The sequence below is a fragment of the Psychromicrobium ferritrahens genome, assembly GCF_043789415.1.
Taxonomy (GTDB): domain Bacteria; phylum Actinomycetota; class Actinomycetes; order Actinomycetales; family Micrococcaceae; genus Renibacterium.
Genome location: NZ_JBDLLW010000001.1, coordinates 20,160 through 41,737, shown reverse-complemented (window position 1 = coordinate 41,737; position 21,578 = coordinate 20,160). Strand labels below are relative to the sequence as shown.

Below are 21,578 nucleotides of genomic sequence, written 5' to 3'. Positions count from 1 at the left end.
TGGCGATGAAATGAGCCAGGCACACGAACAGCTCAAGAGTCCTTAAAAACTCTCCAGATCGCTCAGCGGAGTGGCCGAGTCCGCGGTCTCCTCTGTTTCCTCGGCAAGTTTCTCGCGCCGCTTATCCCGTCGCTTGTCGAGCCAGACGCAGAGCAGCATAGCGCCGAAGTAGAGCAATAAGAGCGGGGCGGCCAATAAGAACATGGTGAAAACATCGTTGCCCGGTGCCGCCATCGCGGAAACCAAAGTCACTCCGAGTACCGTGAAACGCCAGCTCTTGAACATCGTCTTGCCACGCAAGACCCCGGCCATATTCACCCCTACCAGAACCACCGGAAGCAAGAAGGAGAAACCCATGAAGAGCATCAGCTGCATCACGAAGCCGAGGTAATCAACGGCGTGGATGATATTGGAGCCGCCATCTGGAGTGAAGGAGGTCAACGCGCGGACGATGTTCGGCACGAATAACCAGCCACAGTAGAGGCCCGCGAGAAACAACGGAATCGCGGCGAACATATAGCCGAAGGTGTAGCGACGTTCCTTGCTGGTGAGACCAGGCATGATGAAGGCCCAGATCTGATAGATCCAGATCGGTGATGAGATAATCGCGCCGAGAAAAAGCGAACCTTGAATCTGCAAATCAAAGGCGGTAGTGACGCCGTCGAAGTTAATCGAGGCACTTCCCGCCCGGCTATCATTGATCGCCCTGATCGGCGCGTCCAGAGCTTGGAAGAGTGGAGAATAGAGGAACCAGCCAGCAATCGCACCAATCACAAGGCCGATAGCAGCCTTGATCAGCCGATTGCGGAGCTCAACTAGATGCGATTTGAGGGACATCCTCCCCTCAGGGTTGGATTTACGCCCCTTGAAAAGAGCCACTTCTGCTAGACAGTGGTGCCGCCGGGAGGAGTCGTCCCGGTAGTGCTATTTCCAGTATTCTGCTGCGGATTCACCGGAGTGACGATGGTCCCTTCTACCGGACTCTCAGTTTTCGCTCCGGAGGCCTGAGCTGAAGCACTCTGATCCTGAGCGTCGTTCTTGGACTCCCGCACTTCTGACTTGATGATGCGGAAAGACTGCCCCAGACTGCGCGCCATGGCAGGAAGCTTGGGCGCAAAGAAAAGCAGAACGATAACTAGAACGATAATGCCGATGACCCACGGCTCTCTCAAAAATCCCACGGAGATTCCTTTCCTCTACGACTCATCCTACAGCGTCAAATCTGTTCCGGAGTGCCGCAGATCACTCAAAGACTGTGCTTGCCCTCGTTCGCGACGGCGCGCGATCCGCCGATCTCGCCGAACCGCCTTGCGATCCTGCTTGCCCTGAACGTACTCCGCCCTGAGTTCTGTGGGATTCCCGTGGATCGCCCACCCCGGTTCGCGGAGCTCGGCTGGCGCTGACGATTCGTTGGTCGCGGCCTCCCCCACGGCTTGCCGAAGCAGATCTCCAGAGGCAGCCCCACTCGGTGAAGCACCCCGGGACGGGGCGAAGGAAAGCCGCTCGCTGGCGTGCGATACCTCGCGGCCCAGCGCGACGAAATGCCGCCACAACTTGATTCCGAGCAGCACAACGTATAACAAAGAAAGGGCCACAAGTGCGACCCAGATCACGATCCATGACCACCAAGGCATGGATCCAGTCTAAAGACATCGAAGGAATCATGCCGACCAAACCCACAGTGCCCACCCCGAACGCAGCAATGCAACACAACGATCACGGCGAACAGCTCACCCGCGGCCTCAGCAACCGCCACATCCAGCTCATCGCCATCGGAGGGGCTATCGGGACCGGGTTGTTCCTCGGTTCAGGCAAAACCATTTCGGTAGCGGGACCGAGCGTGATCTTCGTCTACATGATCATCGGCTTCATGCTGTTCTTCGTGATGCGCGCGATGGGTGAAGTCCTGCTCTCCAACTCCGGCTACCGCAACTTCGCGGATTTCGCCGGTGATCTGATCGGCCCCTGGGCCGGTTTCATGGTGGGCTGGACCTACTGGTTCTGCTGGATCATCATCGGCATCGCCGACATCATCGCGATCTCCGGCTATGTTGCGGTCTGGGCCCCGGGACTTCCACTCTGGATCCCGGCGCTGCTAACCATCGTGCTCTTCCTGGTGCTGAACCTGGTCGCTGTACGACTCTTCGGCGAACTGGAATTCTGGTTCGCATTGATCAAGGTGATCGCGATCATCGCACTCGTGGTGACCGGCGTCGTGCTGATCGCCATCGCCTTTAAATCGCCCAATGGCGATACCGCCTCGCTCGCGAATCTATGGAATGACGGTGGCATGTTCCCCAAGGGCTTCATGGGTTTCATCGCTGGCTTCCAGATCGCTATCTTCGCCTTCCAGGGCATCGAACTCGCCGGCACCGCGGCAGCTGAGACCAAAGCACCTGAGAAAACCCTGCCCAAGGCCATCAATTCGATTCCGGTCCGGGTTCTGCTGTTCTACGTCTGCTCGCTGATTGTGATCATGGCCGTCACCCCCTGGCACCACGCCACAGCCGATAAGAGCCCGTTCGTCGAGATGTTCGCTTTAGCGGGGCTGGTCGGCGCCGCCGGCGTGGTGAATTTCGTAGTACTCACCTCGGCCGCGTCCAGCGCCAATTCGGGAATCTTCTCCACCTCGCGGATCATGTACGGAATGGCAGGCGATGGGGAGGCCCCAGAGACCTTCAACAAGCTCTCCAAGAACCATGTGCCGGCCCGTGCGCTACTGCTCTCCTGCGTCTGCCTGCTGCCCGGCGTCGCACTGCTCTACGCGGGTGACTCGGTAGGCCAGGCCTTCACCCTGGTCACCTCGATCTCCGCGATCCTATTCATCACCGTCTGGGGCTTTATCGTGGTGGCCTACCTGGCTTACCGGAAGAAACGGCCCGAACTGCATGAATCCTCGAAGTTCAAAATGCCCGGGGGCAAGGTGATGGCCTGGATCGTACTGGTCTTCTTCGCCTTGGTCATCGTGGCGCTGGGCTTCGCCGAGGACACCCGGATAGCGCTCTATGCCGCTCCGGTCTGGTATCTGATCATGATCGCCGCTTACTTCGGCCTGGTGCGTCGAGCTCAGCGCAAAATTACCGCCTAGCCCTCTATCGAGTGTGCAGTTCTACAGCTTTTGAAAAGGTTTTAAGGTGTAGAAGTGCACACTCGGCGACTAAGCGTAGTTGGCGACGGCGTCCCGCACCCAGTTCAGCGCTGCCTCGGAGGCTTGCTGGGGAGCCAATAGCCGGACGGCTCCGCCGTTTTGAGCGACCAATTGCGGCAACCAGTCCACATTACCCACCCGGATGGTCACCAAATACGACCACGGAGCCCCGTCGACGATCTGCTGAACCGATTGCGCCTCATAATAGTCAGCAACCCAGCTGGCTTCTGTTTGCAGCAGTAACGTCACCTCGGAGTCCTGGGCACCCGGAGTGAACAGGCTCTCCGGAAAGGCCGAATCCACTGAGTTCTCAATATTCCCGGCGAGTTCTGCTCCCCGGATCCGATCTATCCGGAAGATCCGCTGCGCCTCTGCGCTATGGCACCAGGCTTGCAGATACCAGGCCTGGTCATTGGAGAAGACCCGGATCGGATCCACCAATCGTTCGGTGATCTCATCGCGGTGCGGCACCAAGTAACTGAGTTTCAGCTGGCGCTTTTCACGCACCGCTTTCTGCAGCAGTTCAAGGCTATCGCCGTGCTGCATGGGAGCCAGCCGGACGCCGACCGTGCTGGTGATGCTGCTAGCGGCCTCACCGGTCGCCGCGCTGATCTTGGCCATCGCGGTTCGCACCGCGGATTCTCCGTCCAGGCCCGGTAGCGCGCTCAACGTCTCCAATCCGACCAGCAGGGCTGACGCTTCATCGAGACTGAATCGCACCGGCTGGGAGAGTTCCTCAGCATCGGCGATATAGACATGACCGTCGTCCCAGCTGACGTCCATCAGATCACCGTGCAGACCACCGGGCAAGCCACTGACCATCATCAAACTGAGATCGGCCTCCAGCTGTCGGCGATTGATCCCGAATTCAGCAGCAATCTCATCGAGATGCATGCCTTGATGGTGCACCAGAAATGGCACCAGATCGACGAGCCTGCGCAAATGATCCTGCGCGGTGGTCTTGCCACGGCTCTGACGGGGAGCCCGTCTCACTGCTTCCGCCGAAGGCACCGGAAGTTCCTCGGCCTCCAGCACGGCGGTCAGTTTGCTCTGCACGGCCCTGGCCAGCACCTCCGGCGTCCGAACCACGACCTGAGGGCCCCACCCCGCTAGCTCCGCAGCAAAGCCCTGGAGCGAGCTGTAGGAGAGTTTGAAAACATCCCAACCATCTTCAGCTCCCAGCTGCTCCCCTCGCTCCCGCAAGGCCTGCCCTCGAGACTGCCGGATCGCCACCTCCGCGCTCTGCTGCGCGGGGAGCTTCATGCCGTCCAGCACGTGGACCACCGAGAACTCGGCGGGGCGTTCAAAGCTCGTGTTGTTGAGAAATTCAATGGCACCGCTGATCCTGGAGAGCCGGAACACCCTCTGCTGCTGGCGGTCGATATCCTGGCCGACCAAATACCAGTGACCGTACTTCTGCCCCAGTCCCCAAGGCTGCACTCGCCGACGCCGTGGTTCTTGATCCGACGTGCCCTGATAATCGAAAGCTACCTCGACGCGGGCGGTGACGGCCTCTAAGAGCTCTTCGAAAGCGGGCTCTCTGGTGCTGACTCGCGGTTCGAGCAACGGCTCAACCGGAAAATCCTCTGGAAGGCCGCCGCGGGTCTCGATCTTGCGGACGGCGCGCGCCGCGGCTGTGCCCAGTGCAGCACGATCCCAGAGCCGGGCAGCCAACGAGAGCACAGCAGCTTCCTCAACGCTGAAGCGGATTTCTGGGAGTCGGTATTTGTCTTTGGGAATCCGGTAATGGGTGGTCGCCAGATCTTCTTCGAAGGCCCCCGGCTCGTGATAGGTCTCCAGCGGAATGCCCATCGCCCGCAGGTCGACCTTGTCCCGTTCGAACATTCGCTCAAAGGCCTCTTCAGAGGGCGACTCCCGATAGGCCTGGATATTACGGCGCAGGAACTCCTTGCTCCGGCCATAACGGGTTTCGAGCAGCGCGATCAGCAGGTTGAGTAAGCGTTCAGTACGGGAAGCGGACACGGCTCCAGCATATTAGAAAGCTGCTGGAGCCGTGCCCGCTCAGAGATCTTCCGCGTGTTTAGCGGATTCCGACCAGATCGACCACGAAGATCAGGGCTTCATCAGGGCCGATTGCGGCACCCGCGCCGCGCTCACCGTAGGCGAGGTGGGAGGGGATCTCGAGGCGACGCCGTCCACCGACTTTCATCCCGAGCAAACCCTGATCCCAGCCCTGGATAACCTGGCCGACGCCGACCGTGAAGTCCAGCGGAGTGTCGCGGTTCCACGAGGAGTCGAATTCCTCCCCGCTGGAAAAAGCAACGCCGACATAATGCGCCGAGACGGTATCTCCCGCTTTGACCTCGGCACCGCCACCGACCGAAAGGTCCTGGATGACCAGTTCGGTGGGTACTTCGTGCTCCGGAAAATCGATCTCCGGCTTCTCGCGGTCATAGTTACGTTGTCCGAACGACATGCTGCTCCTTCTCTGATTTCACTGGATTGACTGCTTATTCAGCCAAGATATTTCTGGCTAGGCCTTGGAGACGATATCGACCACAAAGACCAGCGGTCCGACCGGGCTCCCACTGCCCTCGGTGGCACTGGGGTAGGCCAGCGGGGTCGGGATCACCAGCAGAACCGTAGATCCTACCTTCTGCCCGGTCAGGCCCTGCGTCCAGCCGGCGATCACCTGGTTGAGCCCGAATTTGATCGGTGAGCCCTTGCTGTAGCTGGAATCGAACTGCTTGCTGTCCGACCAGGTCCATCCGGTGTAGTTCGCATTGATCGAGTCGGTGGCTTCCAGGGTGTCGCCGGTGCCCTCTTTGAGTACCTTGACGATCAGATTGTCCGGAGCGTCTCCGGAAGGAATCTTGACGCTCGGGACCTGCTTGGCATCGAAGCTCACCGTCGGCAGTTTGCCTTCGGAATCGAGCTTGTTCACTTCCTCAGGGCTGGCCTTGGTGGGCGCTGGCTTGGCGCTCTCGATCTGGTAGATCAGCAGCGAGGCAGGCTGCACCTGGCCATTCTGGCTCTGTTCCGGAGCGGCGTAGGCGATATAGGAACCAACCTTCGCGCCCACGAAGGCAGAGTAGTAAAGCGGGTAGTTCTGCTTGAAGTTCTGGTCCATCACCAAGCTGGTGGCCGGTTTAGCATAGTCGTCGCCGACGGCCTTACCGTCTTTGGCTGCGAAGGCGATGGAGTGGAAGGAAACCAGCTGGCCTTCGGTGACCACAGCTCCGCTGCCGGGAGTGACCACCTTGATTCCGGCCTCGGGCACCGCAAGAGGTTTGTTGAACTCGACGCTCGGTGCTTTACCCGCCGCTCCCGGCTTCACCTTGACGCTGCTGAGTAGCTGGGCGTTCGCCGCCGGTGCGGACGGGCTGCTGGTGCTGGAGCTATCGGAAGTGCTGGTCGGCGACGCCGAATTGCTTGATGTACTGGCTGCACCGCCCCCGCAGGCGGAGAGGAGCACGGTCAGAGGGATGATGGCAGCCGCTAAGGCCAGAGATCGGCGCACAAAAACTCAATTCTTCGTCTGGATACTTTGCCCGCTGAGGGCCGAGACTATCTTAGTCTGCCCAAGTTTAGCCGCGCAGCCTGAAAACCCGCTTTGGAACATACCCCCGGGCGTCACCGGGCGGAATCAACCATTCAGCGAATCAATCAGCTCATCCACTCGCTCGTCCTGATGACGGAAGGGGTCCTTGCAGAGCACCGTCTGGTGTGCTTGGTCATTGAGCTTCAGATGCACCCAGTCAACGGTGTAGTCCCGTCCCGCGGCCTGGGCTGCCCGGACGAACCGACCGCGCAGTGCGGCCCTGGTACTTTCGGGCGGCTCCTCGGCCGCTCTCAGCGTAGCCGCATCGTCAACCACCCGGGCAGCGCTGCCGCGTTGCTGCAGCAGGTAGAAAAGCCCGCGCTTTGGTGAGATGTCGTGGTAAGTGAGATCTATTTGGGCCAGCCGAGGCGAGTCAAATGGCAGCTCATGTCGTTTCTGGTAGGAATCAAGAAGTTTCTTCTTAATCGCCCAGTCGATCTCGGTATCGATGCCGCTGTAGTCCTGGCTCTCTATCGCATCCAGGGTTCGTGCCCAGAGATCCATGATCCTGGGCACCAGCGGAGTGTGCTCCCCAGCGGTCTGCAGGAACTCTGAGACCTTCTCAAAGTACTCTCGCTGAATCTGCAGAGCGGTCAGCGTCCGGCCATTGGCCAATTTGACCGGGACCTTACCGGTGAGATCCTGAGAGATCTCCCTGATGCTGCGAATCGGGTTCTCCAGGCGAAGATCCCGCATCACGGCACCGGCTTCGATCATTCGCAGGATCAGATCGACGCTGCCGACTTTGAGCAGTGTGGTGGTTTCGGACATATTGGAATCGCCGACAATGACGTGCAGCCGTCGGTAGAGTTCAGCGTCGGCGTGCGGCTCGTCTCTGGTATTGATGATCGGCCGGGAACGCGTGGTGGCAGAAGAGACACCTTCCCAGATGTGCTCGGCACGCTGCGAGAAGGAAAAGTGCATCTGAGCACCCACCGAGTGCAGCTTTCCCGCCCCCGCAATGAGCTGCCGGGTGACCAGAAAGGGAATCAGCACTTCGGCAAGCCTGCTGAACTCCCCCTTCCGTCCAATCAGATAATTCTCATGACTGCCATAGGAGTTTCCCGCTGAATCGGTGTTGTTCTTGAAGAGGAAAACTTGTCCTTTGAACCCTTCGAGGGAGAGCCGGCTCTCGGCTTCGCCGATCAATTCATTGAGGATCAGCTCACCCGCACGGTCGTGAGCAATGAGTTGCGCGACGTCGTCGCACTCGGCGGTGGCGTATTCGGGGTGCGAGCCGACGTCCAGATAGAGCCTCGAACCATTGGCCAGGAAGACATTCGAACTTCGCCCCCAGCTCACCACCTTCCGAAAAAGGTAGCGAGCGACTTCTTCCGGGGACAGCGGGCGGGAATCCCGGCTGGAGAAGGTGATGCCGAATTCAGTCTCAATGCCAAAGATTCTCTTGTCCATCGGTCTCCTTCTTAAGCTCTCGGCCGCTCTGCCGGGGATATCAGCTCAGCGAGCGCAGTTCAACGGTGGTTCAGTTCAACGGTAGGTCAGTTCAACGGTGGTTCAGGCCAGCGCCGCGCTGACCTCTTCCAGGGTGAGCCTGCGGAAGGCGCGTCCGCTGCCACGGTTGGTTTCGGAGTCACGATCGAGCACTGCGACCTCCAGCGTATCCGCGCTCAACTGGGCGGGCAGGCTTTCCTGCGGAGTCTCGCCGCTGCTCTGCGGGCCGGCGTTCAAGGCCCGCACCGCCAGTTTGATCACCGTGTCCAGGCTTTCCCCGGGCTGCCACGCCGCGGCGACCGCGGCGTGCACCGAATCGACTTGACCCCCCATCGCGATAAAACCGGGTTCATCCGCGATCGAGCCGTCGAAGGTCAGTCGATACAGATGATCGAGCTCCTGACGGGCTCCGACTTCGGCCACCGCGAGTTCCACTTCAAAGGGCTTTTGCTCCGCAGTGAACACCGCCCCCAAGCTCTGCGCGTAGACGCTGGCCAAACCGCGTGCGGTGACGTCTTCGCGGTCATAGGAATACCCTCGCACGTCGGCATACCGCACACCGGCCTGCCGGAGAGATTCGAACTCGTTGTACTTGCCTACCGCGGCGAAGGCAATCTTGTCGTAGATTTCGCCGATCTTATGTAAAGAGGGTGAGGGGTTCTCAGCGACCAGGGCGATTCCCTCGGCCGCGGAGGCCACCACCACCGAGCGGCCGCGGGCAATGCCCTTGCGAGCGAAGTCGGCGCGGTCCTTCATCACTTGCTCGGGTGAGACATAGAATTGCTGAGTCATCTCAGGCCTCCCTGCCGAGCTCGGCACGATGTGCGACCACTGCTTCGACGATAGTGCCGAGTTCTGCGCCTGGGATCTTTCGGGCCCCGCTTCCGGTCACTGTATAAACAACGGGCCACAAGCCGCGCACCAGGTCCGGGCCACCGGTCGCTGAGTCGTCATCGGCGGCGTCGAAAAGCGCTTCAATCGCCACCCGGATGGCTTCCTCCTCGGTCAGCCCGGGCTTCCAGAGTTTCTTCATCGCCCCCCGGGCGAAAACCGAGCCGGAGCCCACACTGTGATGTTCCAGCTCTTCGTAGCGGCCACCGGTGACATCGTAGGAGAAAAGCCGTCCCACCGAGAGGGCTTTGTCATAACCGGCGAAGAGCGGAACCACCGCGAGCCCCTGCAAGGCCATCGGCAGGTTTCCTCGCACCATGGCACCGAGGCGATTGGCTTTGCCCTCCAGTGAGAGCGTTGTTCCCTCAATTTTTTCGTAGTGTTCAAGCTCTACCTGGAAGAGTTTCGTAATGTCGATGGCGAGTCCCGCTGTGCCAGCGATGCCGAGCACCGAATACTGATCGGCGGGAAAGACCTTCTCAATGTGTCTGCTGGCGATCATGGTGCCCATGGTGGCGCGCCGGTCCCCTGCCATTAGCACACCGCCAGCGAAAGTCAGCGCGACAATCGTGGTGGCATGAGGGGTCTGCGGACTCGCCCCAGCAGGAAGGTTCTGCCCGAAGGGCAGCAATTCGGGCCGGGATTGCGCCAAATGCTCGGTGAAGGACGACGTCGCAGCCGCCGCCAGATCCCTGACCACTTGCTCGCCCTGGTTTCGGTACTGCATAGCGGCCTACTGTCCGCCCTTTTGGACGAAACCGCGAACGAATTCCTCGGCATTGGATTCCAGCACGCCGTCGATTTCGTCGAGCAGATCATCCAAGCCTTCGGTCTGCGCGTTCGCCTGTGGGGTGCTCGGCACCGGGGTGGGGACGTCGGGCAGTTCTTCCTCTTCGCCTCTCGGCTGGAAACTCTGCTGTTCTTGATTCGCCATCTCACGCTCCTGCTGATCTAGTTCTCTTCATCCTGCCATGATCTGCTGCTCACCGCTTGGGCCGGGTCGTCTCCGGTAATGCCTAGCCGCTGTTCAAAAGCTGCTGTAAGAAGTCTTCCAGATCCGCGTGTGCCTCAAAAAGCGGCCCCACCAGTTCCTTAGTACCGCGCAGGGGTTCCCGCGTGGGCACCTTTTGGATTCTGCGCTGCGCCGGCAATTGGAAGATCACCGAATCCCAGCTGGCCCCCACTACCTGCGAACCAAAGCGGCGGATCGCTTCACCCCGGAAATAGGCTCTGGTATCCGCGGGCGGCAGATTGACCGCGGCATCGATCGTACTCTGACTCACTAATTGCTCGAGTCGCCCACGTGCTTGAAGTCGATTGGCCAGTCCCTTGTCCAGACGTATATCAGCCCACTGCACATCGATTAGCGCGAGCCGGGCATCGTCCCAAGCCAGGCCGTCACGCTGCCGGTACTGCTCCAGCAGCCCAAGCTTGGCAGCCCATTCGACCTGACCGGCGACTGCCTCAGGGCCCTGGGCCAGGCCGCTGAGCGCCTGCTCCCAGCGTTGCAGCACCGTTTCGGTATGCCGATCCCTCTGCTCCGCCGAATTGCTGGCCGCTTCAAAGTACATCCACTGAATATCCAGCGCGCTGACCCGGCGTCCATCGATCAACCGATAGAGCCGCGTCAAACTCAGGTCATGGCTCACCGCGCGGAGCGCGTCAACCGGCTCCCACACTTCGATCTGAGGTGCCAGACCGCGTTCGATCAGATCGAGCACCAGGGCGGTGGTGCCGAACTTCAAGTAGTGCGAGACCTGGGAGAGATTGGCATCTCCGATGATCACGTGCAGCCTGCGATATTTATCGGCGATCGCGTGCGGTTCGTCGCGGGTGTTGATGATCGGGCGGCGGATGGTGGTCTCCAGTCCGACCTCGGCCTCGAAGAAATCCGCCCGCTGGCTAAGCTGGAAGCCGGGGCTTGAGGCGTCCTGTCCCAGCCCGACCCGGCCTGCTCCGCAGATCAGCTGACGAGTGACGAAGAACGGAGTCAGCCCCGAAACGATGTGACTGAAGGGCACCGTTCGCGGCATCAAGTAGTTTTCGTGGCTGCCGTAAGAGGCGGATTTGCTATCGGTGTTGTTCTTATAGAGCTGGATTTCCGGCAGCTCCGACTCTCCTGCCGCGCGGCGTCTTTCGAGGTCGGCCAGGATAGTGCGCATGACGGTGTCGCCGGCGAAATCCCAGATCAACGCGGCTTCCGGGTTCGTCACCTCTGGCGAAGAGTATTCGGGATGGGCGTGGTCGACGTAGAGCCGGGCTCCGTTCCCAAGCACCATGTTCATCACCATGGCTGAGTCCTGCACCGGATCGGCGGTGTCTAGCGGGCCATCCGGGCTATCCCAATCGGAAAGCGCGATGCCGGCTGCCGTCAGGATATCCGGTCGATCGGTCAGTTGTGAGGGATGGGCCTCAGAGCGCGGCATGGTCCAGCCTCGGGCGTCCGCCAACGGTGTCTCATCCGTATAGTCCCAAGGGGTTTCAGTGCCACCCGCCGCATGATCAGAGCTCAACAGCGCATAACCATGCACAACCTGCGAGGAAAGCCAGGTCGCGTTGAGACCGGGGGAAGTCGGCACGTGGATGCCGTATTCGGTCTCCGCTCCCATCACGCGGTTAGCCGTCATGATCCACCGCCACGAGAAGCCGTCGCCGCACTGGACTCATCGGTACCGATGCTCACAGGTATTGGCCGGTACTAGGCGCCGTCTCGATCGTCTTCCCGGGTTCTTGCCCCGCCTTGCCCTGCACGATGGTGCGGATGTAAGTGATCCGCTCGCCCTTCTTGCCGGAGATCCGGGCCCAGTCATCCGGGTTCGTAGTGTTGGGCATATCCTCGTGCTCGCGGAATTCATCCACCACGGCGCGCAGCATATGGTCGATCCTGATGCCCTTGTCACCTGTGGTGAGCAGATCTTTGATGGCGTATTTCTTCGCCCGATCCACCACATTCTGAATCACCGCACCAGAGTTGAAGTCCTTGAAGTACAGCATTTCGCTATCCCCGTTAGCGTAGGTGACCTCAAGGTACTCATTGGACTTATCGGTGGAGTACATCGCCTCGACGGTACGCTGAATCATCGCATCCACGGTGGCCTGAGCGCTGCCTTCGTGTGCGGCCAGATCATCCTGATGGAAGGGCAGATCGGCCGTCACATACTTGGCGAAGATATCCGCGGCAGCTTCGGCGTCGGGCCGCTGGATCTTGACTTTGACGTCGAGCCTGCCGGGACGCAGGATGGCCGGATCGATCATATCCTCGCGGTTGGAGGCACCGATCACAATGACATTGTCCAGCCGTTCCACCCCGTCGATCTCGCTCAGCAGCTGAGGCACGATCGTGGTTTCGACGTCGGAGGAGACCCCGGTTCCGCGGGTTCGGAACAGGGAGTCCATCTCGTCAAAGAACACCACGACCGCGCTGCCATCAGAGGCTTTCTCTCGGGCTCGGGCGAAGATCAAGCGGATCTGCCGCTCGGTTTCACCGACGTATTTATCGAGCAGCTCGGGGCCTTTGATGTTCAGAAAATAGCTCTTGGTCTCCTTATGCCCGCTGCGCTCGGCAGCCCGGGCGGCCAGCGAATTGGCCACCGCCTTGGCGATCAGCGTTTTACCGCAGCCTGGCGGCCCGTAGAGCAGAATGCCCTTGGGCGGTTTCAAACCGTGTTCCCGATATAGATCCGGGTGCAGGAAGGGCAGTTCGACGGCGTCCCGGATCTGCTCGATCTGCGGCCCCAGCCCGCCGATGTCGTGATAAGAGATATCAGGCACTTCCTCCAAGATCAGATTCTCCACCTCGGAGCGGGGAACCTTTTCCAGAGCGTAACCGGTGCGTGAATCCACCGAAAGCGCATCCCCCACCCGTACTTTCTGGCTCAGCAGTGCCCCCGAGAGTTTGAGAACCCTTTCCTCATCTGCACGGCCGGTGACCAGAACCCGGTCGGTGCCGAGCAGTTCTTTGACGGTCACCAATTCCCCGGTGCGTTCGAAGCCCAACGCTGCCACCACGGTCAAGGATTCATTGAGCAGCACCTCCTGGCCAGGGCTCAGCGAGGCGATATTGACCAGCGGGCTGAGTCCGACCCGGACCTTGCGTCCTTGGTAAGCCACATCGACGGTCTCTTCGGTGAGTGGATTGCCACCGGTAGCGCCGTGCTGGCGCTGGTTGATCTGCGTCAAAGTTGCGAAGCTATAAGGGGTTTGGCCGTCTTTTTCGAGGGCAGCTTTGAGCTTGAGGATCTCCGCTTTGGCGGTTTCCAACATGGAAACCATTCTGGTATTGCTCTGCGTAGCAGTGGAGAGCTGCTTATCGATCTGCCTAAGCTTGTCTCGGAGCACATTGAATTGGCGCTCTAATGCCTGGTAGTCCCGTTCCGTGGGGGCAGAGTGAAAATCCGACTGCGAGTCCTGTGCCATGTGATCAGCTCCTTTATTCCTATTTACCAATCTAGAACAGGAACCGCCGAAAACGGATTCGGGTCTTCACGCAGCCTCTTGAGTGTCGCGGACGGTTCCGCCCCTCCGATATCTCTGACGCGAGATTCCCGGCACCAGGAAAGCTCGTCGCCGAGCCGGGTGCTTCGACTTCAGTCTTCCGGCTCCACCGCCGGGGCGACGTGCCCACGGGTCTGGGTGGTGGCGACGGCGTCCCGAGCCGCTCTCCGCAGCTTCTTGTCCGAGACAGCGCGCTCCCCCACGGAGCCCGGCGTCCAGGCCTCGAGATCCTCTGCACTGAACTCGGTCTTCGAAGGGCGGCGCTTGAGACCCAGGGAGGTCACGCCATCGGCGAGCTTGCGGGTCACTAAGAGGAAACCGGTATGTGCCACCATCCGGTGGTTCGGTCGTACCGCGAGCCCTTCCAAATGCCACCCCCGGACCATAGACTCCCAGGACTCGGGCTCGGTGAAGCGGCCATCGGCCCTGATCGCCTCAGCGGTCCGGGAGAGCTGGGTCACGGTGGCCACGTAGTTGATCCAGACACCACCGGGAGCCAGCACGGTCGCTACCGCGTCCAGGCACTCCCAGGGGGCGAGCATATCGAGCACCACTCGGTCCACACTGCCGGGCTCCTCGGCTTTCACCACTTCGTCCTGGAAATCACCGAGCGAGATCTGCCACGCGGGGTGCGGGCCGCCGAAGATCGTCTCTACGTTCCCTTTGGCAATCGCGGCGAATTCCTCACGGCGTTCGAAGGAGTGCAGATAGCCTCGATCCCCTACCGCACGTAGCAGCGAGATGGACAGGGCTCCGGAGCCGACCCCGGCCTCCACCACCCGGGCACCGGGATAGATATCAGCCATCGTGACGATCTGGCCGGCGTCCTTGGGATATACCACCGCGGCGCCGCGGGGCATGGAGAGCACGAAATCACTCAGCAGGGGCCTGAGTGCTTGATAGAGCTGCCCCGTGGTGTTGGCCACGATCGAGCCCTCGGGCTGGCCGATTAACTCGGCGTGATTCAGGAAGCCCTTATGCGTGTGGAAAGCGGATCCCGGGGTCAGCGTAATGGTGTTCATCCGACCCCGCTCATCGGTGAGCTGAACACGCTCACCGGCCCGGAAAGGGCCGCGGCGGACGGCCGCACCGTGCGGCAAATCGTCGGCGTGAAGGTCCTGAGAAGTCATTGCGGTGTCCATCCTGTTGCTGCTGAAACGCTATCGGAAAGTCTGGAAAGTCTGAGGGCAGAGCTAGGAGTTAGGCAGGTTCTTACCGGTCACCGCGGCCACTACGACCTGCTGCCGGAGCAGCCCGGTGACCTGCCCTCGGGCGTCCACCACTGCGTACTCGCTGCCTGAGAGCTGTGCCAGGTACTGGATGAGTTCCTGCCCCGAAGCGGATTCGGGCACATAGCCTCCAGCAGCAAGCGTATGTGAAACAGCGGTCGCCGGGGTGGAGGCGGCCGCGGTCAATGGCACCGTGGCCAGGATCAATGGATCGACCAGATAGGCGGGGCGGCCGTCCTTCACGGTGAGCACAACGCAGATTCCGGCGTTGCGGGAGAGCATCGAGAGCACTTGAGCCACCGAAACATCGTCCGGCATACCGATCGCCGGGCTGCTGAGCTTTCCAGCGCTGATCTCCGGTAATCGCAAACGCATTCGAGCGGTGGTGATCGCTTGGCTGGCGCCAGTCCAGAGGAAGGCAGCGATCAAGAGGCTGAACAAGGCGGTCTGGATATTGAGCGCCTGGTTGAGCACGAAGGGCAAGCCCAGTGCGAAGATCAGGAGCACCACGACCACGACGCGACCCGCCCAACCGGCCGCCACGGTGCCTTTTTCCTGACTTCCGGTGAGCTTCCAGACGATCGATTCCACCAGGCGTCCACCGTCCAGGGGCAAGCCGGGCAGGATGTTGAAGGCACCGATCAGGAAATTCGCCCAGACGAAGATATTGGCCAGCGCTGTCACCAAGGCGGTGCCGATCGAAGTCACTCCGGGCAGGCTGATCACTAGCAGCCAGCCGAGCCCGGCCAGCACAAAATTCGCTACCGGGCCGGAGAACGCAACAATTAGTGAGCGCCCCGGGGTCGCTGTGAAGTTGTCGAACTGGGTGTGCCCGCCCCACAGATTGAGCACGATCTTTTGCGTCGGCCAACCGTAGACCTTGCCGACCAGAGCGTGTGCGAGTTCATGGATGAGTACCGAGAAGAGCAAGAGCAGCGCGTAGATGAAAGCGATCCCATAAGCCCAGAATCCCAGGGTGGGGAAAGTCAACGAAATCACCGGCCCGAAAACCAGCACGGTGAAGGCAGCGATGACGAACCAGGAGTAGGCCAGAATAATCGGGATTCCGGCGATCCGCCCCAACGGGATGCCCTCACGGCGCACCGGAGGCCCGGTTGGGGCACCCGCTGCGGACTCATTCAGATTACTCATTGACCAGCCTGCGCTTTCAGCAAAAACAAGTCCTCAGCATAGCGCTCTTGCAAGGTACTCCAGGTAATCCTCCTCGGATCCTCCGGCAAAGGCACGGTGTGCGGAATGCCGATGGTCAGCAGACCAGCGCTCAACGCGGACTGCACTCCGGGTAGCGAATCCTCCAGTGCAATGCAATTCTCCACGCCCAGCTCAGGGTCGCTCTGCGCCAAGTGCGCGATCGCTCGCAAATAGGGTTCCGGATGCGGTTTGCCCTGCTCCACCTGATCTCCGGTAACGGTGAATTCAAAGGTCCCGGCGGGCAGTGCGGCCACGACTTCTCGCACCAGAGGCGCTTCGCTCATGGTGACCAGTGCACAGCGAAGCTGTTTCTCTCGCAGGTCCGTCAGCAACTCCCGAGCACCGGGCCGCCAGGGCAGGCGAACACGGATTCTTTCAATCACCCGAGCGGTCATCTCGTCGATGATTTCGCGCTTGCTGAGCGCCACTCCGGCTTCTTGCAGCACCCCGGCGGAATGCCAGAGGGACTGCCCGACCAGAGCCATCGCTTGCTGATGGCTCCACTGGCCACCATATTCGGCGACCAAAGCGGATTCTGAGGCGATCCAGTACGGCTCGGTGTCAACCAGGGTGCCGTCCATATCCCAGAGCACAGCTTTGAGCTCGCCGGCCACGCCTTGCACGGGATCGGCGGCCCCGGTCACCGCTGGGCTTTCAAGGGGCCCGGGCAGATCTGACTCAGGGAGAGATGATTGCATGGATTCATTTTACCGGCAGCTCTTGGCCGCCCGTTCCAGTCGACTGAAGCTAAGCTCTCAGCGAATCGGCCATTACTGGGACTGTCATAGCCGGCAAGCGACTGCTGCGGGTCGTAGGGTGGTGGGGTGAGCAGATTTGACGACGCCGCCCAGCCGGGCCAATTCCTGCCCTCGCTCGCCGAGGGTGAACGGGTTACCGTGATGCTTGCGGCCTTCGAGGGGTGGAACGACGCCGGAGATGCGGCCAGTGATGCACTGAAGTACCTGCACAAGCACTGGGGCGCTAGCAAAGTGGCGAAGATTGATGCCGAGGAGTACTACGACTTCCAGTTCACCCGGCCGGTGATCAAAAGGAACTCGGAGGGTCTGCGCAAGGTCAAATGGCCTTCCACCAAGCTTTCCCGGGTTTCGCTGCCGAATAGCCAGGTGGACGTGGTCTTCGTGCACGGCATCGAGCCCTCCTATCGCTGGCGAGCCTATACCGAGGAGCTGCTGCAGCATGCCGAGCAGCAGGGTGTGGACAGCCTGGTGCTGGTCGGAGCTCTACTCGCCGATGTGCCGCATAGCCGACCTATTCCGGTAACCTCCACGAGCGATGATGACCGCTTCCGGGAGCGGCTCAATCTGGAGGCCCCGCAGTATGAAGGCCCCATCGGCATCGTCGGGGTGCTTGCTGACGCGGCTGCCCGGCGCGGCTTGCCGACCCTCTCGCTCTGGGCCGCGGTGCCGCACTACGTAGCGCAATCTCCCTCGCCCAAAGCTCAGTTGACGCTCTTGCACAAGATCGAGGAACTGCTGCAGGCGCCTTTCGAGACCACGGATATCGTGGAGGAGGCCGAGGCCTGGGAACGCGGCGTCAATGAGCTCGCCACCGATGACCCAGAGGTCGCCGCCTATGTGCGGCAACTCGAAGAAGCGAAGGACACCGCCGACCTGCCCGAAGCCACCGGTGAATCGATTGCCCGGGAATTCGAGCGTTATTTACGACGTCGCGGCAAAGATAAGGGCCAGGGCTAGCCGCTTCTTCTGCTGAGGCTTGTCGGCGCTCAGCCGAGGTAGGCGGGCTAGAGTGCGACGCCGAGCAATTGATCCACGGCGAGGCGGACCAAGCCGGCATCCGAGTCGCTTTGCGAGGCCTGCTGACCAGCAGCGTGCGCCCAACGATCAATCGCGGAGAGTGCCTCGGGAGCATTGAGATCGTCGGCCATAGCAGCCCTGAGCTCGGCGAGCAGTGGCTCTGCGGATCCCTTTGGCGCAGTGGAAAGCGCTTCACGCCAGGCCACCAGCCGAGATTCAGCCGCGGTCAGTAGCTCTTGAGTCCAGAACCAGTCGCTCCGGTAGTGATTGGCCAGCACAGCGAGGCGAATCGCGGCGGGTTCGACGCCGGAGGCGCGCAACGCTGAGACCAGCACCAGGTTGCCCTTCGACTTAGACATCTTCTCGCCGTCGAGGCCGACCATACCGGTGTGCGCATAGAATCTGGACATCGGCTGCTGGGTCAGTGCCCAGGCATGACCCGCACTCATTTCGTGATGCGGGAAAATCAGGTCTGAACCTCCGCCTTGCACGGTGAAAGGAGCGGGCAGGAAACGCCGGGAGATCACGGTGCACTCAATATGCCAGCCAGGGCGCCCCTCACCGAGGCTGCCACCGGGCCAGCTGGGCTCGCCGTCCCTCGCGGTTCGCCAGAGCAGCGCATCCAGCGGGTTTCGCTTCCCGAAACGCTCCGGGTCTCCGCCGCGCTCTGCGAAGAGCGGCATCATTTCGTTTTCGCTCAGCCCGGACACCTGGCCCAGCCACCAGGCTTCGGGGACTTTTCGCTGAGAGGCGGCTGCGACGTCGAAATAGATATCTCCGCCGGGAACCGGATAGGCCAGCCCTTCCACGACCAGCCGCTCAACCTCGGGGACTATCCATTCGATCGCTTCCACGGCTCCGATGTAGTGCTCCGGTGGCAGCACCTGAAGCGCTTCCATATCGGCGCGGAAGAGATCGGTTTGCGAGGCGGCGAGTTCTCGCCAGTCCACGCCATCACGATCAGCGCGTTCTAAGAGAGGATCATCGACATCCGTGACGTTCTGCACGTATTTCACGGTGGCCCCGGCGTCTCGCCAGGCCCGGCCGAGCAGATCAAAAGTCAGATAGGTAGCAGCATGCCCCATATGGGTCGCGTCGTAGGGGGTGATGCCGCAGACGTACAGGCTCACCTCGCCTTCCACGGGAAGCTGCTGTCTGCCCCGGCTCATGGTGTCAAAGATCTCCAGGGACTCCAGGCGTCCGGGCAGCTGCCTGAGTTCAGGGGACTTCCAGGCTCTCATGCGGGAGTGATCACGGAGAAGCCGAGCAGCACGAAGACCAGCAAGCCGAGGGCGATGCGGTACCAGATGAAGATCCGGTAGCTATTGTTCGAGATGAACTTCAAGAACCAGCCGATGATGAAGTACCCGACGATGAAAGCCACCACGGTGGCCAGCGCGGTCTCCGCGAAACCGAAGGGGCCTTGAACTCCTTCGCCCTTACCGAAGACTTTGTAGAGTTCGTAGAAGCCGCTGCCCAGCACTGCGGGGATCGCGAGTAAGAAGGAATACCGAGCCGCCGCCTCGCGGGTGTAGCCCATCAGAAGGCCTGCGGTGATGGTGCCACCGGAGCGGGAAACGCCGGGAATGAGCGCCAGGCACTGAGCCAGGCCGTAGAAGATGCCGTGTTTCACGGTGAGCTGGTCAAGGGTTCGCTGGTGCTTGCCCACCGCATCGGCGATCGCCAGAATGACGCCGAAGACGATCAGGCTGGTGGCCACCAGCCAGAGATTGCGGAGCGCTCCTTCGATGGCGTTCTGGAAGAAGATGCCGATCACGATAATCGGGATTGAGCCCACGATGACGAGCCAGCCCATTCGGGCATCCGGGTCCTGACGAGACATTTTGCCGACGATAGAAAGCCACCAGTGCTTGATGATCCGCACGATATCGCGCCAGAAAAAGACCACCACGGCGGCTTCCGTACCCAGCTGGCTGACCGCGGTAAAAGCGGCTCCGGGATCTTCCAAGCCGATCAACTTGCCGACGATAAACAAATGGGCGCTTGAGGAGATCGGCAGGAATTCAGTCAAGCCCTGTACGAGTCCTAAGAAGGCAGCTTCTAACCAGTTCACGTAGATGACTTTATGCCATTCACGCGACTGTTCGCTGCACAGGCGAACTTAAATGGCACGTAAACTTGGCTCATGCAACAGCGATTCCTTGGCAATAGCGGCCTGCGCGTCTCCGCGCTCAGCCTGGGCACCATGTCCTGGGGAACCACGAGTGATGAAGATCAATGCCGCGAGCTCTTGAAGAGCTATCTCGGCGCGGGTGGCACGGTACTGGACACCGCTATCAGCTACGGGGAAGGCAGCAGCGAAGCGATTCTCGGTGAGCTGATCGGAGATGTCGTGGCCAGGCCAGAGGTGGTCCTGGTCTCGAAGGCCGGAATCGAACGACGCGATGGCCAGCGAATGGTTGACTGCTCCCGACGCGGCCTGCTGGCGGGGTTGGATGCCTCCTTGGCCAGGCTGGGCACCGACTACCTGGATCTTTGGCTGGCGCACACCTGGGATCCCCATGTGCCGCTCGATGAGACGCTGGCCGCACTCGATTATGCGGTGGACTCCGGCCGGGTGCGCTATGCCGGAGTATCGAACTACGCGGGCTGGCAGCTGGCCAAGGCCGCCCAGCTCTCGGAGAACCCACTGGTGGCTAATCAGGTGGAGTACTCGTTGTTGAGCCGCACGGTAGAGGCGGAGGTGCTGCCAGCGGCTGAGGATGCCGGGGTGGGGCTGATGTGCTGGGCGGCTTTAGGCCGCGGTGTGCTGACCGGAAAGTACCGCGGTCAGATTCCCAGTGATTCCCGAGGCGCTTCAGAACGCTGGGGAACCTATGTTGAACCGTATCTTTCGGGCAAGCCAAGCAGGATCACGGAAGCTCTGATCACCGCGGCCAAGGGCCTTGATCGGAGCCCGAGCGATGTCGCGCTGAGCTGGCTCGTCGAACGACCCACTGTGGCCACCGCGGTGATCGGCCCGCGGACCTCGGCTCAGTTGGAGGCGTTACTCGCCGGGAGCCTGGAACCTCTGCCCAGTCAGATCGTCAGCGTGCTCGATGAGGTTTCAGCCTGAAGCTGGCTGATGCACAGCTGCACCGAGGAACACTTTTGAACTCGCGGCTGCTCCGGGTGGCCGGCGTTGTCAGCCGAAAGTTCGACCGATAAAAATCGACCGGTCAAGAATAGCCCGGTGACTTATTCGGATGTTCCGCGCTCATCGCGGCTGGGCTCTGCCTCGTCGTCCAGTTCGTCGTCGTCTTCATCGTCATCTTCTTCATAAATGACCAATGGCGTAACTTCCCCGTGGGCGTCGTAGAGCACTTCTTCGTACACTTCAAAAGCGTCTGCAATGGCCAGATAAGCGGCTTCCACGGCGGGATCGTCGTCACCGCGACGGGCAGTCGAGGCAGCTAAATGCTCCTCGAGCGCTGTGGTCAGGGACTGCAACGCGACACGCGGATCTATGCTCATGTATACGACGTTAGCCCTTAGGGACGAAAATAGGGAGTCATGGGAGAAGAATTTGAAGTGCGGCTCCCCGGTCGTGGCAACCGGGAGCAGTCCGGATCAGTTCGCCGAGAGCGCGATTACGCACGACAGTACGAGTACCTGGTTGTGACGGTGAGCCCGCGGGAGTCCATTAATGAGGCCCGTCAGCGACTCACTGAACACGCCGAGTACGGCAAATGGGAACTGGAACGCAGCAGGCTCTACGTCGGAGGCGGTCGACAGTTCTGGTTGCGGCGAAAAATTCTCCGCGTGGAACGCACCGCCTAAGCCCGCACCGCCTCAGTACCTGAGATCTGGCTGAA

Annotated in this window: 22 protein-coding genes; 4 read left to right on the top strand and 18 right to left on the bottom strand. The window is 60.8% G+C overall.

Features of this window, described 5'->3' with window-relative positions:
• Positions 1-42 precede the first annotated feature (42 nt).
• Genes tatC through ABDK06_RS00190 form a run of 3 tightly spaced genes read right to left on the bottom strand, consistent with a single transcriptional unit; the run spans position 43 to position 1,634 of the window.
• Entirely contained in the window at positions 43-837 is a 795-nt protein-coding gene (gene tatC / locus ABDK06_RS00200; protein ID WP_394937698.1) for a twin-arginine translocase subunit TatC, read from the bottom strand.
• A 47-nt stretch (positions 838-884) separates the two neighbouring features.
• Positions 885-1,181 (bottom strand): Sec-independent protein translocase subunit TatA, encoded by a 297-nt coding sequence (tatA, locus tag ABDK06_RS00195; protein ID WP_394937696.1) that lies wholly within the window; start codon positions 1,179-1,181, stop codon positions 885-887.
• A 27-nt stretch (positions 1,182-1,208) separates the two neighbouring features.
• Positions 1,209-1,634, bottom strand: coding sequence for a hypothetical protein (locus ABDK06_RS00190; protein ID WP_394937694.1), 426 nt, complete (start codon positions 1,632-1,634; stop codon positions 1,209-1,211).
• A 29-nt stretch (positions 1,635-1,663) separates the two neighbouring features.
• On the opposite strand from ABDK06_RS00190, the gene cycA reads away from it, so the two are divergent.
• A complete protein-coding gene (gene cycA, locus ABDK06_RS00185; protein WP_394940760.1) occupies positions 1,664-3,088 on the top strand; it encodes a D-serine/D-alanine/glycine transporter in 1,425 nt (474 codons plus the stop codon).
• Positions 3,089-3,157: 69 nt separating this feature from the next.
• On the opposite strand, the gene ABDK06_RS00180 is transcribed toward cycA, so the two are convergent.
• The 12 genes from ABDK06_RS00180 to ABDK06_RS00125 all read right to left on the bottom strand — a co-directional run bounded on the left by ABDK06_RS00180 (position 3,158) and on the right by ABDK06_RS00125 (position 16,686).
• Complete coding sequence (locus ABDK06_RS00180) at positions 3,158-5,131, bottom strand: helix-turn-helix transcriptional regulator (protein ID WP_394937692.1); 1,974 nt, start codon at positions 5,129-5,131, stop codon at positions 3,158-3,160.
• Between the two features lie 58 nt (positions 5,132-5,189).
• Positions 5,190-5,585 carry an FKBP-type peptidyl-prolyl cis-trans isomerase gene (locus ABDK06_RS00175; RefSeq protein WP_394937690.1) on the bottom strand — a complete coding sequence of 132 codons (396 nt, stop codon included), beginning with the start codon at positions 5,583-5,585 and terminating at the stop codon, positions 5,190-5,192.
• Positions 5,586-5,642: 57 nt separating this feature from the next.
• The gene (locus ABDK06_RS00170) at positions 5,643-6,629 is read right to left on the bottom strand and encodes an FKBP-type peptidyl-prolyl cis-trans isomerase (protein ID WP_394937688.1); all 987 of its coding nucleotides are present in this window, start codon (positions 6,627-6,629) and stop codon (positions 5,643-5,645) included.
• Positions 6,630-6,755: 126 nt separating this feature from the next.
• Positions 6,756-8,123, bottom strand: a complete 1,368-nt coding sequence (pafA, locus tag ABDK06_RS00165; RefSeq protein ID WP_394937686.1) for a Pup--protein ligase — start codon at positions 8,121-8,123, stop codon at positions 6,756-6,758.
• A 102-nt stretch (positions 8,124-8,225) separates the two neighbouring features.
• Positions 8,226-8,954, bottom strand: a complete 729-nt coding sequence (prcA, locus tag ABDK06_RS00160) for a proteasome subunit alpha (protein ID WP_394937683.1) — start codon at positions 8,952-8,954, stop codon at positions 8,226-8,228.
• Between the two features lies 1 nt (position 8,955).
• Positions 8,956-9,780 (bottom strand): proteasome subunit beta, encoded by an 825-nt coding sequence (gene prcB, locus ABDK06_RS00155; RefSeq protein WP_394937681.1) that lies wholly within the window; start codon positions 9,778-9,780, stop codon positions 8,956-8,958.
• A gap of 6 nt (positions 9,781-9,786) precedes the next feature.
• Positions 9,787-9,987, bottom strand: a complete 201-nt coding sequence (locus tag ABDK06_RS00150) for a ubiquitin-like protein Pup (protein ID WP_394937679.1) — start codon at positions 9,985-9,987, stop codon at positions 9,787-9,789.
• Positions 9,988-10,069: 82 nt separating this feature from the next.
• A complete protein-coding gene (dop, locus tag ABDK06_RS00145; protein WP_394937677.1) occupies positions 10,070-11,680 on the bottom strand; it encodes a depupylase/deamidase Dop in 1,611 nt (536 codons plus the stop codon).
• Positions 11,681-11,732: 52 nt separating this feature from the next.
• Positions 11,733-13,469 (bottom strand): proteasome ATPase, encoded by a 1,737-nt coding sequence (gene arc, locus ABDK06_RS00140; RefSeq protein ID WP_394937675.1) that lies wholly within the window; start codon positions 13,467-13,469, stop codon positions 11,733-11,735.
• 170 nt (positions 13,470-13,639) lie between these two features.
• Positions 13,640-14,677 carry a tRNA (adenine-N1)-methyltransferase gene (locus ABDK06_RS00135; RefSeq protein ID WP_394937673.1) on the bottom strand — a complete coding sequence of 346 codons (1,038 nt, stop codon included), beginning with the start codon at positions 14,675-14,677 and terminating at the stop codon, positions 13,640-13,642.
• A gap of 63 nt (positions 14,678-14,740) precedes the next feature.
• On the bottom strand, positions 14,741-15,928 hold the full coding sequence (locus ABDK06_RS00130) for a site-2 protease family protein (protein ID WP_394937671.1): 1,188 nt from the start codon (positions 15,926-15,928) through the stop codon (positions 14,741-14,743).
• The gene (locus ABDK06_RS00125) at positions 15,925-16,686 is read right to left on the bottom strand and encodes an HAD family hydrolase (RefSeq protein ID WP_394937669.1); all 762 of its coding nucleotides are present in this window, start codon (positions 16,684-16,686) and stop codon (positions 15,925-15,927) included. Before ABDK06_RS00125 ends, ABDK06_RS00130 begins: the two co-directional genes overlap by 4 nt.
• A 126-nt stretch (positions 16,687-16,812) precedes the next feature.
• On the opposite strand from ABDK06_RS00125, the gene ABDK06_RS00120 reads away from it, so the two are divergent.
• Entirely contained in the window at positions 16,813-17,703 is an 891-nt protein-coding gene (locus ABDK06_RS00120; RefSeq protein WP_394937667.1) for a PAC2 family protein, read from the top strand.
• A 47-nt stretch (positions 17,704-17,750) separates the two neighbouring features.
• Here the strand turns inward: ABDK06_RS00120 and mshC are convergent, their stop codons facing one another.
• Together mshC and ABDK06_RS00110 are read right to left on the bottom strand one after the other, a co-directional pair.
• Positions 17,751-19,004, bottom strand: coding sequence for a cysteine--1-D-myo-inosityl 2-amino-2-deoxy-alpha-D-glucopyranoside ligase (gene mshC, locus ABDK06_RS00115; protein ID WP_394937664.1), 1,254 nt, complete (start codon positions 19,002-19,004; stop codon positions 17,751-17,753).
• Complete coding sequence (locus ABDK06_RS00110) at positions 19,001-19,837, bottom strand: undecaprenyl-diphosphate phosphatase (protein WP_394937662.1); 837 nt, start codon at positions 19,835-19,837, stop codon at positions 19,001-19,003. The genes mshC and ABDK06_RS00110 overlap by 4 nt, the downstream gene beginning before the upstream one ends.
• 72 nt (positions 19,838-19,909) lie before the next feature.
• Between ABDK06_RS00110 and ABDK06_RS00105 the strand changes: the two genes are divergently transcribed.
• Entirely contained in the window at positions 19,910-20,839 is a 930-nt protein-coding gene (locus ABDK06_RS00105) for an aldo/keto reductase (RefSeq protein WP_394937660.1), read from the top strand.
• 122 nt (positions 20,840-20,961) lie between these two features.
• Here ABDK06_RS00105 and ABDK06_RS00100 read toward each other — a convergent pair whose 3' ends face one another.
• Positions 20,962-21,237, bottom strand: a complete 276-nt coding sequence (locus ABDK06_RS00100; protein WP_394937658.1) for a hypothetical protein — start codon at positions 21,235-21,237, stop codon at positions 20,962-20,964.
• Positions 21,238-21,276: 39 nt separating this feature from the next.
• Here ABDK06_RS00100 and ABDK06_RS00095 point away from each other — a divergent pair, with 39 nt between their 5' ends.
• Positions 21,277-21,543, top strand: coding sequence for a DUF5703 family protein (locus ABDK06_RS00095; protein ID WP_394937656.1), 267 nt, complete (start codon positions 21,277-21,279; stop codon positions 21,541-21,543).
• Positions 21,544-21,578: the final 35 nt, after the last annotated feature.